Below are 14,408 nucleotides of genomic sequence, written 5' to 3' on the forward strand. Positions count from 1 at the left end.
TCTTTAGAAAAAAAGCGCTTACAATTGCATAGAAACAACAATGAAAACGCATTCATAACAGCGTTTTGAAAGCGTTCACAAAAGCTTGAAAAATATTTGTAAGCGCTTTTTTAAAAAAAAGCTGGAAAGTGTTATATAATAGAATTGCAAATATTAATTAAGGGAGTTGATTTAATTGGCAGGATTTAAAGCTGTCAGTGCTCAATCAGAAGACGACTTTGATAAACAACCGCAAAAAAATCATAAATTTATCAATATTACATTAAGATCGATAATGTCATTTGTTGGAATTGCCATTCTTTCCATGGGGGCAGCGTTTTTAAAGCAAGCTAACTTAGGGATGGATCCATTTACTGCGATGAATATTGGTTTTTCAAACTCGTTGCACATAGAATTAGGTTCATTTCAATTGATGGTCAATGGACTACTATTTATTTTAGTGCTGATATTCGATCGCAAGCAAATTGGGATTGGAACGATTTTGAACATGGTGTTAGTAGGTTATGAAATTCAGTGGTTCTCATCATTATATGGAATTATTTTTCCTCATGGTGGTGGAATCTATGTCGTTATTGTTGATGTTATTGCTGGATTGATTTTATTTACATTAGGAACATCAATATATATGTCGCCCTCTTTAGGAGCTTCTCCGTATGATGCGATCGCACCGATTTTTTCTAGTCGGTTGCACATTAAATATCAATTAGTTAGAAATATTCAAGATGTTTTCTTCATGGTCCTTGCATTTGTTGCCCATGGAGCCGTTGGGGTTTTAACATTAGTGGTTGCCTTCTTTGCTGGACCACTGATCAACTATTGGAACCAACACTTTAGTCAACAATTGGTTTACCATATCGATCACTTTAGTACTGAACCAACCATTAAGAATGCGAGTTCAGGAATTGCTGGGGTCGGTAAAATGGGTTATAGTATGTTTATCCATGCTTATCAACAGACATCATTTGTTGAACAACACTTAGCAGGATACTCCGATGAAGAATTGATCGAATTGACTCACAACACTCAGAGATCAATTGAAAGATCCGTTAAATTACAGCGTAATCTTCAAGCACGTTTAGATGCATTGAAGCAAGAAGCTAACAAACGGCATATTAAGGTCCCTAAGTTGGATGAGTACGAAAAATAAACAAATTAATTAATAACTTAAAAGCCAGTCACTTAATTGTGGCTGGTTTTTTTACATAGAAATGAAACACATTCTGTTAATTTGTGAAATTATAATCAATATTAGACGATTGATTAATGCAAGGGGTTTAAATATCGCTTACAACTAAAAAAAATTTTCAAAAAATATTGCAGTGACCCAAATATTATTATACCAATTCCAAGCCACATTAGATTGTAGACTAACTTTTGGTTTTGAATGGGCTTGGACTTGATAACACTATATATGTGCTTTATCTTTATATGTAGCACTATATATAGAATATCAAATTCAAGAAGGGTCATGATTGAAAATGCGATCTGAAAAAATCAACCAAGTGATAGTCATTAAACAAAGTGGCGAAAAAACACCATTTTTTAGTTATAAATTAGATTATTTATTTAATCAATTAGCTATTAGTGAAGATCTAAAAAGCCAATTTTATAATTCATTATTAACGGCTGTAAGTAATAATGAATTAAAAACTAACATAATTCGTGAATGTTTTAACAATTTATTGTCTAATAATAAATTATATGATAAATTACAAAAGTATCAAAATTATTATGAACAAGATCAAAAAAGATGGCAGGAAGCAACTGATATTGATCAGAACCTCAAGCAGTTGTTTGATAAGAACGCTAGAGTTGTTCATGAAAATGCGAATAAGGATAGTAACGTATTCAATACTCAGCGTGACCTACAAGCGGGACGGGCAAGCAAGGCGATTGGATTAAAAATGTTACCACCATTAGTTGCGAAGGCCCATTTACGTGGTGATATTCATTGGCATGATCTAGATTATTCACCAGCAACCCCTGAAACTAATTGTTGTTTAGTTGATTTTGCGAACATGTTGAACAATGGGTTTAAGATTGGAAACGCAAAGGTTGCTTCCCCAAAGTCGATTCAGACTGCCACCGCTCAAGTTGCCCAAATTATTGCTAACGTCGCTTCACTGCAATATGGTGGAATTTCATTTGATCGAGCTGATGAAGTACTCGCTCCGTTTGCAAAGTTAAACTATCAAAAACATATTCTGGAAGCTAAAAAGTGGGTTGTTAAAGATAGACAGGAAGAATATGCGCGTCAACGCACTCAAAAAGATATTTACGATGCGATGCAAGCTCTTGAATATGAAATTAACACGCTCTATTCTTCTCAGGGCCAAACTCCTTTTACAACGGTTAGTTTTGGTTTAGGAACGAATTGGTTTGAAAAAGAAATTCAAAAGGATATTTTCAAAATTAGAATCAAGGGGCTTGGTGTCGAGCAACGCACTGCAATCTTCCCCAAACTGACCTTTACTTTGAAAAGAGGATTAAACCTAAATCCGATCGATCCGAATTATGATGTTAAGCAACTGGCAGTGGAATGTGCCACAAAACGGATGTATCCAGATATATTGAATTACGATACTTTATCCGACATTACTGGTAATTTTAAGGCGCCAATGGGATGTCGATCATTTCTGCCTAAGTGGGTAGATGAAGATGGACATGAAATCAATGCTGGTCGGATGAATTTAGGGGTAGTTACGGTCAATTTGCCGCGAATCGCACTTTATGCGAATGGAAGTAAATCAGCATTTTGGAATATTTTTAGGGATAAAATGCGAATTGTACATGAAGCATTAGCCTATCGTATCAAGCGCTGTACTGAGGCAAAACCTTATAATGCCCCACTGCTTTATAAGTACGGTGCATTTGGCAAACGGTTGCGTGATGATGATAGTGTGGATGAATTGTTTAACCATGAGCGAGCAACTGTGTCAGTAGGTTACATTGGCCTATATGAAGTTGGAACGAGCTTTTTTGGTCCGAATTGGGAACGTAACGAAACTGCCCATGAATTCACTTTAGAAATCGTTAAGCAACTGAACCTACTATGCCAAAAATGGTCGCAGCAAAGTGGCTATCACTATAGTTTGTACTCTACGCCAGCTGAATCCTTAACCGATACGTTTTGTCAAGATGATATCGATAAATTTGGCAAAATCGATTCAATTACTGATAAGGAATACTACACAAATAGCTTTCATTATGACGTACGCAAAAATCCGAACCCATTTGAAAAATTAACCTTTGAAGAAGCATATCCACATTATGCTTCAGCGGGATTTATTCATTATTGTGAATATCCAAATTTAAAGCAAAATCCTAAGGCACTGGAGGCTGTTTGGGATTGGGCATACGATCACGTTGGTTATCTAGGAACCAATACTTCAATTGATCAATGCTTTAAGTGTGGCTTTAAGGGTGATTTTAATGCAACTGCGAAGGGATTTGTTTGTCCGCAATGTGGCAATCATGATCCCAGGTATTGTGACGTCGTTAAGCGAACTTGTGGTTATTTAGGTAATCCACAAGCGCGGCCAATGGTTCACGGGAGACATGTAGAAATCTCAGCGCGTGTAAAACATATGACAGGAGGAATAATCAAAAATGCCGCAGAACATGAAAGGGCCAAACAATCCGACACCCAAAGAATGGCGCGCTAATGAATTGAGTCTGCAATACGTTGCAGATTATAAGCCGTTCAACTTTGTAGATGGTGAGGGCATTCGGTGTAGCTTATACGTTAGTGGATGTTTATTTCATTGTCCTGGTTGTTACAATGTAGCAGCACAAAATTTTCACTACGGTCAACCTTATAGTCAACAACTAGAGGATCAGATCATAAACGACATGCAAAAGCCATATGTTCAGGGCTTAACTTTACTGGGTGGAGAACCCTTTTTGAATACACAGGTATGTTTAAAACTTTGCCAACGAGTTCGGAAGGAATTTGGGCATACAAAAGATATTTGGTCTTGGACTGGCTATACCTGGGATGAGTTAATGCAGGAGTCTTATGACAAGCTAAAATTACTTTCGTTGATTGATATTTTAGTTGATGGGCGGTTTTTAGAATCACAAAAAGATTTGACGCTTCAATTTAGAGGAAGCGCGAATCAAAGAATTATCAAGGTTCCAGAGTCATTATCAAAAAATCAAGTCGTCTTGTGGGATCGTTTGATTCATTAATAGGAGGGATAACGTGTTAAAAATAGAAGATCTACATGTTCAAATTAACGAAACGGGTACTGAGATATTGCACGGATTGAATTTAACGATTCCAGATGGGGAAATCCATGTCATTATGGGGCCTAACGGGACGGGAAAGTCAACGCTCTCACAAACCATTATGGGATCCAGTCGTTATTCGATTAATAGCGGTTCGATTACATTAGACGGGATTCGACTAAATGAATTATCAACTGATCAAAGAGCGCGGTTAGGGATATTCTTAGCGATGCAATATCCGACTGAGATTACTGGGATTAAGAATGTTGATTTTATTCGTGCTGCAGTAGATGCAATGCGTCCCAAGTCACAGCGATTAAGCGTATTTGAGTTTATGAACCAACTAGCGGCGAAAATGAAGTTACTATCCATTCCAGAAGAATATACTGATCGTTACTTGAACCAAGGTTTTTCTGGCGGTGAAAAAAAACGCAACGAAATTTTGCAAATGATGATGATCGATCCCAAAATATCGATTTTAGATGAGATTGATTCGGGATTGGATATTGATGCCTTAAAGGTGGTCTCAAATGGAATCAATGCAATGCGATCAAGTCATTTTAGTTGCTTGATCATTACCCACTACGATCGAATTTTAAGATATGTAAAGCCCGATGTGGTCCACGTTATGATGGGCGGAAAGATCGTTACTAGCGGGGGGTTAGAATTAGCTGAAAAACTGGAAAATGGTGGTTATGCTAACTTACGAAATGAACTTGGATTAGACGTTAAGCTGGTGGATGAATGATGACTAACATGACGCTTGAATCCTTTTCTAAACACAACCAAGAACCAAAATGGCTTACGATAAAACGCCAATTAGTGAGTGCAATGATTAATAAATTACCATTAGACAGTCAGCAAGCTAAATATCAATTTGAAATCCCACCATTGATAGCAAAACCAATTGACTTAACTAACCATGCTCCAAATGATTTAAGAAAGCAGGGCATGGTATTGATGGATCTATTGGGTGCAGCTCGTCAATATCCAAATTTGATTCAAGAAAATCTGATGGAAAAGGCGGTGGAATGGCGTAGTAATGCATTAAATGCAAGGCACCTGGCCTATCTTCAATCGGGAGTATTCATTTACTTACCACCGAACCTAGTTGTTCGAAAACCGTTGAACATTAGTCAACTGCTCGATCATTCGGCCCAAGAAAAACACGTTTTAATCATTGCAGGCGCAAATTCAAAGCTAGCCGTCATGTTTGAAGATAAACGAACTGAAATAGGTGATGATTGTCTAGTGGTTGAAGGATTACTAGGTGATAATGCACATGTTAAATATTACGATGCTGCTAATTCTAATAGTTACCGCAATCATCGCATTTTGAATGCATACCTTGCACAAAATGCATCCCTGCAAACCTTTGTTGGGCTATTCAATCATCATGATACTCGTTATGAAAGCAATCTTAATCTTGATGGTCAAAATAGTGTTGGGCAGATTAACATTGTTAACCTCGGTGAGAGCAGTCAGGTGCAATCGATTATTACATCAATTGTTAATGAAGGTCCTCACACCCATGGTGAAATAAACGAACGCGGCGTTGTTGCTGATAATGCCAAAACACATTTTTTTACCAACGGAATTATTCATGCAAACGGCTCATCCGCTTATTCTAATCAAGTGAGTCGGCTGTTAACGCTTGATGAAACAAGTCATGGGAAAGTCAATCCCGTGTTATTGATTGATAATTATGATGTTATTGCTGGACACGCTGCCAGTGTTGGGAAGGTTGATTCTGATCAATTATACTATCTAAACAGCCGTGGCATCGATTTGATTACAGCCAAACGAATGTTGACCAGGGGCTTTTTGTTACCGCTGGTTGATCAATTTCCTGAACGTGCAATTAGAAATAAATTAATGAATAGACTGGAGGATCGCTTTAATGTTGGATGAATCAGTGCGCAATCACTTTCCGTTTTTTACCAATAATGATCAATCACTGGCATACTTTGATAACGCAGCAACTACTCAAAAGCCAGCTAATGTATTAAAAATTATTCAAGATGCCTATATTAACGACAGTTATAATGTCCATCGAAGTGGATACACGGCTGCCCAAGCTACTACTGACAAGTACGAGGCTGTGAGAAAAAAGGTTGCAAAATTTATTAACGCCCCGAATGAAAGGTCAATCATATTTACCCGTGGGACAACCGATGGGCTCAATCTGATCGTGAATGGTTATTTTAAGACACGGATCAAACGTGGGGACGAAATTGTTGTGGCGATTAGTGAACACCATAGTAACCTACTGCCCTGGATGCAATTAGCGAATATCAATGGGGCACGGTTAAGGTATCTTGAAATAGATGCTAGTGGTCGATTAGATATTGAACAGGCGCAAAGGATTATCAATGATCGGACAAGTGTCGTTGCGGTGGGGGCAGTGTCCAACGTTTTAGGAACGCTCAATCCAGTTAAAGCAATTGGAGCCATTGCACATGCCCATGGAGCTCAAATGGTCGTAGATGCTGCACAAGCAATTGCCGAAATACCAGTTGATGTTAACGAATGGAATGCCGATTGGATTGCTTTTTCTGGGCATAAAATGTTGGGACCAACGGGAATCGGCGTATTATACGGGCGGATTGAAAATCTATCAAAAATGTTGCCGATTCAATTAGGCGGTGAGATGGTCGAGATGGTGATGCGTGATCAATTTACCGTCCAGCCGATTCCATGGCGCCTGGAAGCGGGGACGCCAAATATAATTGGTGTTTTAGGCTTGGGAGCTGCAATTGACTATTTAAATCATCTGGGGATGAACAACATTCAAGTGCGTTGTCAAAATTTAGGTCAATCATTATATGATGAGTTGGCTAAAATTAGCGGCGTGAGTCTATACGGTCCCAAGCAGCGGAAAACGGGGATTGTTTCTTTTAACGTCGATGGTGTACACCCCCACGATGTGGCCACGATTCTTGACATGGCAAATATTGCAGTACGAGCTGGGTATCATTGTGCAGAGCCTTTAATGCATGCATTGGGGACGAACGGTGCAGTGCGAGCCAGTGCTTATATCTATAATTCACAACGAGAAATTGATCGGCTTGTAAATACAATTCGAGAGGCTAAGGAGTTCTTTGTTGACCATGCAAATCAATGAAATTTATCAACGAGTCATTATGGACTACGCAAATCAATTGCATCCATGCCCATTAAATAAGACGACCTTTATGGTCAATCTTAGCAACCCTACTTGTGGTGATCGGATTCAGCTCAATCTTGAACTAAAGAATAGTGTAATTGATTCAGTCAACTATCGAGCAAGCGGGTGTATTATTTTTAAAGCCTCGCTAGCAATGTTATCACAACTGATGATTGGCAAAACATTACCAGAGGCTAATGAATTGATTGACCGTTTTTCACGCCTAATGATGGGAGCAGCGTTATCGAAAGCAACTGAGGCATCACTTGGAGATGCACAGATAATGCATGCAATTGTTAAACTGCCGATGCGAATCAAATGTGCCATGCTGCCGTGGAAGGCCCTTTTACAAGCGATTAATGGAGATGTTGACGATGGATGAATCAATTAGAAAATTAAACGATGAATATCAATATGGCTTTAAAGATAAATATGAGCCAATTTATACAACTGGAGCGGGATTGAACGAAGCAGTCGTTAGGCAAATTTCAGCTCAAAAAAACGAACCAGAATGGATGTTAGACCTTAGATTAAAGGCCCTTAAAATTTACAATCAATTACCAATGCCTAATTTTGGCCCAGACCTATCTGAATTAGATTTAAACCAAATTAATTATTTTCAACGCGCTGCTGATCACGTTTCACGTGATTGGGATGATGTCCCTTCAAGGATGAAGAAAACGTTCGAAAAAATTGGGGTTCCTGAGGCGGAACGCAAGTATTTGGCAGGTGCTGAGGCCCAATACGAATCAGAAGCCGTTTATGCGAACTTAAAGCAAGAATTTGCTCAAATGGGGATAATTTTTACCGATACCGATACTGCTTTGAAGGAATACCCAGAAGTAATCAAGGAATATTTTGGTCAACTAGTTGGCCCTGAAAACAACAAATTCGCCGCCTTGAACACCGCTGTTTGGTCAGGAGGAGTGTTTTTGTATGTTCCCAAAGGGGTCCACTGTCAAGTTCCAATTCAGAGTTTCTTTCGGATTAATAATGGCAACACTGGTCAATTTGAACGAACATTAATTATTGTCGATGAGGGGGCAAGTGTTAATTACGTTGAAGGCTGTACAGCGCCTAATTATTCTGAAGATAGCCTACATGCGGCAGTTGTTGAAGTATTTGTGAAGCGTGACGGCTTTGCTAGGTATACGACGATCCAAAATTGGTCTGATAACGTCTATAGCCTAGAGACCAAGCGGGCGGCTGCTGCTGAAAATGCAACTATGGAATGGATCGATGGGAACTTAGGGTCTAAAGTGACGATGAAGTATCCAAGTATTGATTTAAATGGTCCTCATGCAACGGGAACGATGCTGTCAATTGCTTTTGCTAGTCATCACGTTTATCAAGATAACGGATCAATTATGCGTCATAACGCCCCGCTCACTTCTTCAAACATTGTTTCAAAGTCGATTTGTAAGACCGGTGGAACTTGTAATTATCGCGGGAAGGTACGTATCTCAGAGCATAGTAATGGTGCCAAGTCACATATTGAGTGTGATACGATCATCATGGATGATGAATCAAAGAGCGATACGATTCCACAAAATATTATTAATAATGGGGATGCGACCATTGAACATGAGGCTAAGGTGTCCAAGATTTCTGCAGAGTCGCTTTATTATTTGATGAGCAGAGGATTGAGTGAACAAGCAGCCACTAAAATGATCATTATGGGTTTTATTGAACCGTTTGCTAAGCAACTGCCAATGGAATATGCTGTCGAGTTAAATCTTTTAATCGATTATCAAATGGATGAATCAATTGGTTGATTCAATTTTAATTTTTAATCTATGATAAATAAAATCAGCTTAACGCAAATTAAGTTGATTTTTTAGTATCCAATAACCACCAGCATTTTTGTTTATAATAACTTATTATGAAAAATAAAATATTTACAATTTAAAATAAATAATTTATAATTAATTTTAAATTGGAGGGATGATGATGGCAAAAGTATTGCTTCATTTTAATTTTAAAGGTGGGGTCGGTAAGACCACTATGACGGTTTTAGATACTTACCTTTTAAATCAAATGGGTAAAAAAGTGTTATTAATTGATATGGATCCACAAGCAAACGCAACTGAAATTATAAATACAACTTTCAATAATAAGGAACACCCTAAGACTTCATTTTATGATGGACTAATGAAATTCGACTTATCAAATAGCATCGTTAAAGTGACTGATAATTTAGACATGATTCCATCTGACTGGGCATTAAGTTCTTGGCCAGGGAAAGTTGAAAAATACAATCGTCATGATCGGGCTTTGATATTAAAGAATCTGATCGAACCATTTCGAGCTAAATATGATTTTATATTATTCGATGTACCACCAACCCTCTCAACTTTTACTAACAACGCAATCTTAGCTAGCGATTATATTACCTTGGTACTTCAAACCCAACGCCAAGCATATACATCGATTTTAAAAACTGCTAAGTACATGTATCAACTACGTGAAGATTATCAGGCAGATTATAATGTTTTAGGGGTTGTGTTGTACCTTGTGAAAAATAATGCTAAAACTGATACAGAAATATCCAATAGTGCTAAGGATTCATTTGGGGATGCCGTTTTCAAAAATTACGTTTACCAACAAGAAAGAATTAAGGTGTTTGGAGACGAGGGAATTCGTAACAATGATTATTGGGATAAGCGAGCCCTTAAGATGTATCAGACGACCTTGGATGAAGAGTTAAGTAGAATAGGAGCGAGTGAAAATGAGTAATGATTTTTTGAATAATTTAGCTAATCAGGCTAATTCACAATTAGATGATAATGAACAACATACAAGTCCATTTGCAAGACAAAAACAAACCAGTAAACCAATTCAAGTTCGTGAAAGTTATTATCGCGAAATTAAAAAGATTGCGTTTTTGAATGATAAAAAGATGGTTGATGTAATTGATGATATGCTAAAATACGCAATTGATTCAGGAAAATTTAATACTGAAGATAAGTAATAAAAAATAAATAATAAAAAATATATTTTTTATTATCAAATAGAACAATCAAGACAGCTCGGTTCATCCCAAAATTGAATTGAGCTGTTTTTGCATGAAATCGATTAACTCCCTTTAATGGACATTTAGTTAATCAATTTAAAAATAGCGCTCTGCTTATGATATGATAAATGTAAATTTATCAGGGGGGCTTAAAATTGGATTTAGATCAACATGCAAAATGGTTAGTGAATTTCTATAAAAAACATAAATGGTATGATTTATCACCAGAGATTAGAATGAATTTTTTAACTGAAGAATCAGGAGAACTATCACGGGCAATTAGGACAATGGAAATTGGTCGTGAACATCCTGGTGAGGCTCCAAAGACCAAAGCACAAATGGATGATAATCTTCACGAAGAGTTAGCTGATGTATTAGATCAATTATTAATTTTATGTAGTAAGTACGACATCGAACCAAGCAGTTTATTAGATTATAGTGAGAACAAGCTGCATAAAAGATGGAAAGAATAATAAAAAATTTATTTTTTATTATTTATTATTTATTTTAAACTTAAAAGGCTAATCACTATTTTAGTGATTAGCCTTTTAACCAATAATTTGATCCAGTTCGCGAACAAATATCGGAGTCCAACAATAACGATACCCAGCCCTAGTAGGATGGCTATCATCAGCCATGTATTCAGGGTGTTTTTGATTTAGTCTATGAATATATTGATTGTTCCAGAGGTCAATGATTTCAAAATTCCATTTTCTTTGTAATCTAAATAACTGATTGCGAAGTAGTTCATATTCTGGGGATTCTTTTTTCAAGCAGGTAAAAAAGATAACGGGGCAGTGCCAGTGTTCGTTAGCATATGAGACGATGTATTCGATTGAACCAGTGGTGGTCAAGGTATCAAAATCATCAATATTAAATGAATTACTAATTGTGCCTAGTGGCTTTTTGCGCTTCTGGTCATTCATTGATAGCTGGCATACCAGTGCATCGAGATCTTGGTTAGTGGCAACGTTATTTATTAGTCTTTCAATATATGAATCGGGTTCATTACCGGCAAGGGTAGTCCCGCTCACCGCTTCTTTTTGAGCGATTACCCCATGTTCGACTTCTAAATAATCAACGAAAGAATCGCCTTTGGCAGTAACTCCAGAGGTAATTGAAGAACCGATAAATACAATTTTTTTATCGTTTAAGCGGCTGTTCGGGTTATAAAAGTTTTTGGAAGGGGCGTATAGTTCACCATTGCCACGCATGATCTGAATGCTTGATTTAGCAACCTTATACGATATTCCACCTAATATGGTTGCTAGTGCCGTTTTAAATACTTTACTATTCATAATAACTATCCTCCTTTAGCAGAAAATTAATTAATGTGTTAAATACATTCTACTCAAATCACAATTAATTTAAAAGAAAAGAATTCCATGAAATAATTAAAAAACTATGGCAATTTGATTAGTTCGTTGTTATAATACACCTATACCATATTTTAAATTTATTTGAGGAGTTGATTTTTATGACATTTGAATATTCAAGACGAGTACCAAAAACCGACAACGACGTGGTTGGAGAAATTTTGGAAGCCGCTGCTAATCCAGCAGTTATTTCATTTGCCGGTGGACTACCAGCACCTGAACTATTTCCAGTTGCAGAAATGCAGAAGGCGGCTGACACCGTCTTCGAAAATGAAGGTCAGACCGCCTTACAATATAGTAACGCCATTGGCGAAACGGTATTACGTGAACAAATTGTGAAATTAATGGCTGATCGTAGTGTGTCCACTTCTGTTGAACACGTGGGGGTCACTACTGGTTCAGAGCAATCAATTGATTTATTAGCAAAAATGTTCATTAACCCTGGTGATACCGTTATCGTTGAAGAACCTACATATCTGTGTACTTTAGATGTGTTCCGTAGCTACGGAGCTAACATCGTCGGGGTTGAAATGGATGAAAATGGAATGAGAATGGACAAGTTCGAAGAAGCTTTGAAGGCTCATCCAGAAGCTAAGTTAGTTTACACGATTCCTACTTTCCAAAACCCAACTGGTCGAACAATGTCAGTTGATCGTCGGAAGCAATTCGTGGAATTAGCTAACAAGTACGATTTATTAGTAATGGAAGATGATCCTTACGGAGCAATTAGATACGAAGGCGAAACTTTACCTCCATTAAAGCACTTTGATACTCAAGATCGGGTTGTTTACATGAGTACTTTCTCTAAGATCTTAGCACCAGGGATGCGTTTAGGATGGATTGTCTGTAACACCGACGTATTATCAAACTTCGTCGTAATGAAGCAAAGTGCTGACTTACACTCAGATAACTTAAGTCAACATATTATTGCTAGATTCCTTGAACAAAATGACATTTATGAACATATTAAAAAGATTAGTGATTTATACCACCATCGTTTTGAATTAATGTTAAGTGCCATCAAGGAAGAATTCCCAGCTGATGCTAAGCACAGTCATCCTGAAGGTGGGATGTTCATTTGGATTGAATTACCTGGTGAAGTTGATACCATGCAATTATTTAACACCTGTGTGGAACATAACGTTGCGTTCGTGCCAGGAGATTCATTCTACCCTAACAAACCAAAGATGGGGACTTTCAGATTGAACTTCTCAAACGTTGATGACGAAACCATTAAGGTCGGGATGAAGCGTTTAGGAACTGCCTTAAAGGAAGCTCTTGAAGCAACTAAATAATAGTAATAAAAAAACTCCCAAGTTGATTTACAACTTAGGAGTTTTTTTGTGGTTCAATTTATCTGAAAAATATGATAGCAAGCCATGATCGACTATTTTTTATTCACTTACTTTTTTGCTTAATTTACGTAAGTATAAGAAATTCCAAACAGTAAACGCAATTGCCGTGATCCATGACAGTGCAATGACCGCAATCCCAATAATGAGGGTTAGATCTTTACTACCGATGCGAAAATCCCTTAAAATAGCATTTCCCAAGAAGTTTAAACTTTCGCAAAGTGCCAAAATTAAAATAAAATTACTAAGCCCATCGGATTGAACCTCTGCATGTTTGTTTTTAGCTTGAAAACCAATGTTAATAAATAGGAAGATTAGTAACAATAGTCCTTGAATGTTAACAAAGTTAAATACGATTCGTAAAAATGAATCCGCCAATCGAATCACTTCCTTTAAAGAATTAATATCTATTATTTTACAACATTTAAAAATAAAGCAAAATGATTTTTTCTGAAATTAAAAGAAGGCCTTAATAAATAGGTAGATTGATAGCAGAAATGCAAAGATGCCAACGCCAATCCGCATAACGTTAGTGGGAATGAAGCGCACGATCGAAGGACCAATGAAGCCACCGATAAATAGTCCGATGCCTAACGGGATGATGGCACTCCAATAGACGTGGGCAACGAAAATGAAGATAATCGAAGCAACGAGGTTTGCTGCTAAAGTGGCAGCGTTACGCGTTGCATTATAAACGTGGTAGGGGCTGTCAGTAATCTTAGATAACACGGCAATCATAATCACGCCAGCACCAGCACCAAAGTAGCCCACGTAGATTCCGACAAGCCCTAAAATTAAGTACTCCCAAAATAAAACGTTTTTCGAACCAGTTTTTTGTCCATTTGCATGTGAGCGCTTAGGTACTAGGATCGAGCAAGCTGCAAAGAAAATCAAAAACGGCACGATTTTGGAAAAGGCCTCATTAGAACTATTTAGTAGTAAAAGTGACCCAATCAAGCCCCCACCTGCTGTCAAAGCGGTGATCGGCAGGACCGCTTTTAAGTGCCCCCTTAGCTCCTTTAATGAAGCTAAGATTGAACTGACCCCACTACAGATTAGCGCAACGGTGTTAGAAGCGTTCGCTAATACTGGTGGAATTCCCACGGAAACCAGGGCGGGGTATGAAATTAACGACGCCATCCCAATGATACTGTTGATGATTCCCGAGATGATCCCGACTAAAATTAAAAATGCAATCGTTCCAACTGTGATGAAAATCCCTCCTTAATTAGATAATCTGCCTTGATTATAGCATTTTCAAGCATTAACCA

Annotated in this window: 15 protein-coding genes; 12 read left to right on the forward strand and 3 right to left on the reverse strand. The window is 37.6% G+C overall.

Going from position 1 to position 14,408, the window contains the following annotated elements:
- The first annotated feature begins 175 nt into the window (after positions 1–175).
- From ACSVI6_RS07700 to ACSVI6_RS07750, 11 genes are all read left to right on the forward strand, one after another.
- Positions 176–1,147, forward strand: a complete 972-nt coding sequence (locus ACSVI6_RS07700) for a YczE/YyaS/YitT family protein (RefSeq protein ID WP_491717556.1) — start codon at positions 176–178, stop codon at positions 1,145–1,147.
- Between the two features lie 331 nt (positions 1,148–1,478).
- Positions 1,479–3,665: an anaerobic ribonucleoside-triphosphate reductase gene (gene nrdD / locus ACSVI6_RS07705; RefSeq protein ID WP_491721157.1), complete on the forward strand. Its 2,187-nt coding sequence runs from the start codon at positions 1,479–1,481 to the stop codon at positions 3,663–3,665.
- A complete protein-coding gene (gene nrdG, locus ACSVI6_RS07710; RefSeq protein WP_491721036.1) occupies positions 3,610–4,191 on the forward strand; it encodes an anaerobic ribonucleoside-triphosphate reductase activating protein in 582 nt (193 codons plus the stop codon). The genes nrdD and nrdG overlap by 56 nt, the downstream gene beginning before the upstream one ends.
- Before the next feature lie 13 nt (positions 4,192–4,204).
- Positions 4,205–4,978: a Fe-S cluster assembly ATPase SufC gene (gene sufC, locus ACSVI6_RS07715; RefSeq protein WP_491721037.1), complete on the forward strand. Its 774-nt coding sequence runs from the start codon at positions 4,205–4,207 to the stop codon at positions 4,976–4,978.
- Complete coding sequence (locus ACSVI6_RS07720) at positions 4,978–6,141, forward strand: SufD family Fe-S cluster assembly protein (RefSeq protein ID WP_491717559.1); 1,164 nt, start codon at positions 4,978–4,980, stop codon at positions 6,139–6,141. The genes sufC and ACSVI6_RS07720 overlap by 1 nt, the downstream gene beginning before the upstream one ends.
- Positions 6,131–7,354 (forward strand): aminotransferase class V-fold PLP-dependent enzyme, encoded by a 1,224-nt coding sequence (locus ACSVI6_RS07725; RefSeq protein ID WP_491720282.1) that lies wholly within the window; start codon positions 6,131–6,133, stop codon positions 7,352–7,354. The genes ACSVI6_RS07720 and ACSVI6_RS07725 overlap by 11 nt, the downstream gene beginning before the upstream one ends.
- Positions 7,341–7,778, forward strand: a complete 438-nt coding sequence (gene sufU / locus ACSVI6_RS07730; RefSeq protein ID WP_491721038.1) for a Fe-S cluster assembly sulfur transfer protein SufU — start codon at positions 7,341–7,343, stop codon at positions 7,776–7,778. The genes ACSVI6_RS07725 and sufU overlap by 14 nt, the downstream gene beginning before the upstream one ends.
- Entirely contained in the window at positions 7,771–9,171 is a 1,401-nt protein-coding gene (gene sufB, locus ACSVI6_RS07735; protein ID WP_491721039.1) for a Fe-S cluster assembly protein SufB, read from the forward strand. Before sufU ends, sufB begins: the two co-directional genes overlap by 8 nt.
- A gap of 175 nt (positions 9,172–9,346) precedes the next feature.
- Entirely contained in the window at positions 9,347–10,132 is a 786-nt protein-coding gene (locus ACSVI6_RS07740; protein ID WP_491717563.1) for a ParA family protein, read from the forward strand.
- Complete coding sequence (locus ACSVI6_RS07745; protein WP_491720279.1) at positions 10,125–10,367, forward strand: hypothetical protein; 243 nt, start codon at positions 10,125–10,127, stop codon at positions 10,365–10,367. The genes ACSVI6_RS07740 and ACSVI6_RS07745 overlap by 8 nt, the downstream gene beginning before the upstream one ends.
- 197 nt (positions 10,368–10,564) lie before the next feature.
- Complete coding sequence (locus tag ACSVI6_RS07750; RefSeq protein WP_491720278.1) at positions 10,565–10,882, forward strand: MazG nucleotide pyrophosphohydrolase domain-containing protein; 318 nt, start codon at positions 10,565–10,567, stop codon at positions 10,880–10,882.
- Between the two features lie 75 nt (positions 10,883–10,957).
- Here ACSVI6_RS07750 and ACSVI6_RS07755 read toward each other — a convergent pair whose 3' ends face one another.
- On the reverse strand, positions 10,958–11,707 hold the full coding sequence (locus ACSVI6_RS07755; RefSeq protein WP_491721040.1) for an SGNH/GDSL hydrolase family protein: 750 nt from the start codon (positions 11,705–11,707) through the stop codon (positions 10,958–10,960).
- Between the two features lie 179 nt (positions 11,708–11,886).
- Here ACSVI6_RS07755 and ACSVI6_RS07760 point away from each other — a divergent pair, with 179 nt between their 5' ends.
- Positions 11,887–13,080, forward strand: coding sequence for an aminotransferase-like domain-containing protein (locus ACSVI6_RS07760; RefSeq protein WP_491717567.1), 1,194 nt, complete (start codon positions 11,887–11,889; stop codon positions 13,078–13,080).
- Between the two features lie 99 nt (positions 13,081–13,179).
- Here the strand turns inward: ACSVI6_RS07760 and ACSVI6_RS07765 are convergent, their stop codons facing one another.
- Both ACSVI6_RS07765 and ACSVI6_RS07770 read right to left on the reverse strand, forming a co-directional pair.
- Positions 13,180–13,515: a hypothetical protein gene (locus tag ACSVI6_RS07765; RefSeq protein WP_491720276.1), complete on the reverse strand. Its 336-nt coding sequence runs from the start codon at positions 13,513–13,515 to the stop codon at positions 13,180–13,182.
- A gap of 78 nt (positions 13,516–13,593) precedes the next feature.
- Complete coding sequence (locus tag ACSVI6_RS07770) at positions 13,594–14,355, reverse strand: sulfite exporter TauE/SafE family protein (RefSeq protein ID WP_491717677.1); 762 nt, start codon at positions 14,353–14,355, stop codon at positions 13,594–13,596.
- Positions 14,356–14,408: the final 53 nt, after the last annotated feature.

This window comes from Nicoliella sp. ESL1106 (assembly GCF_058509965.1).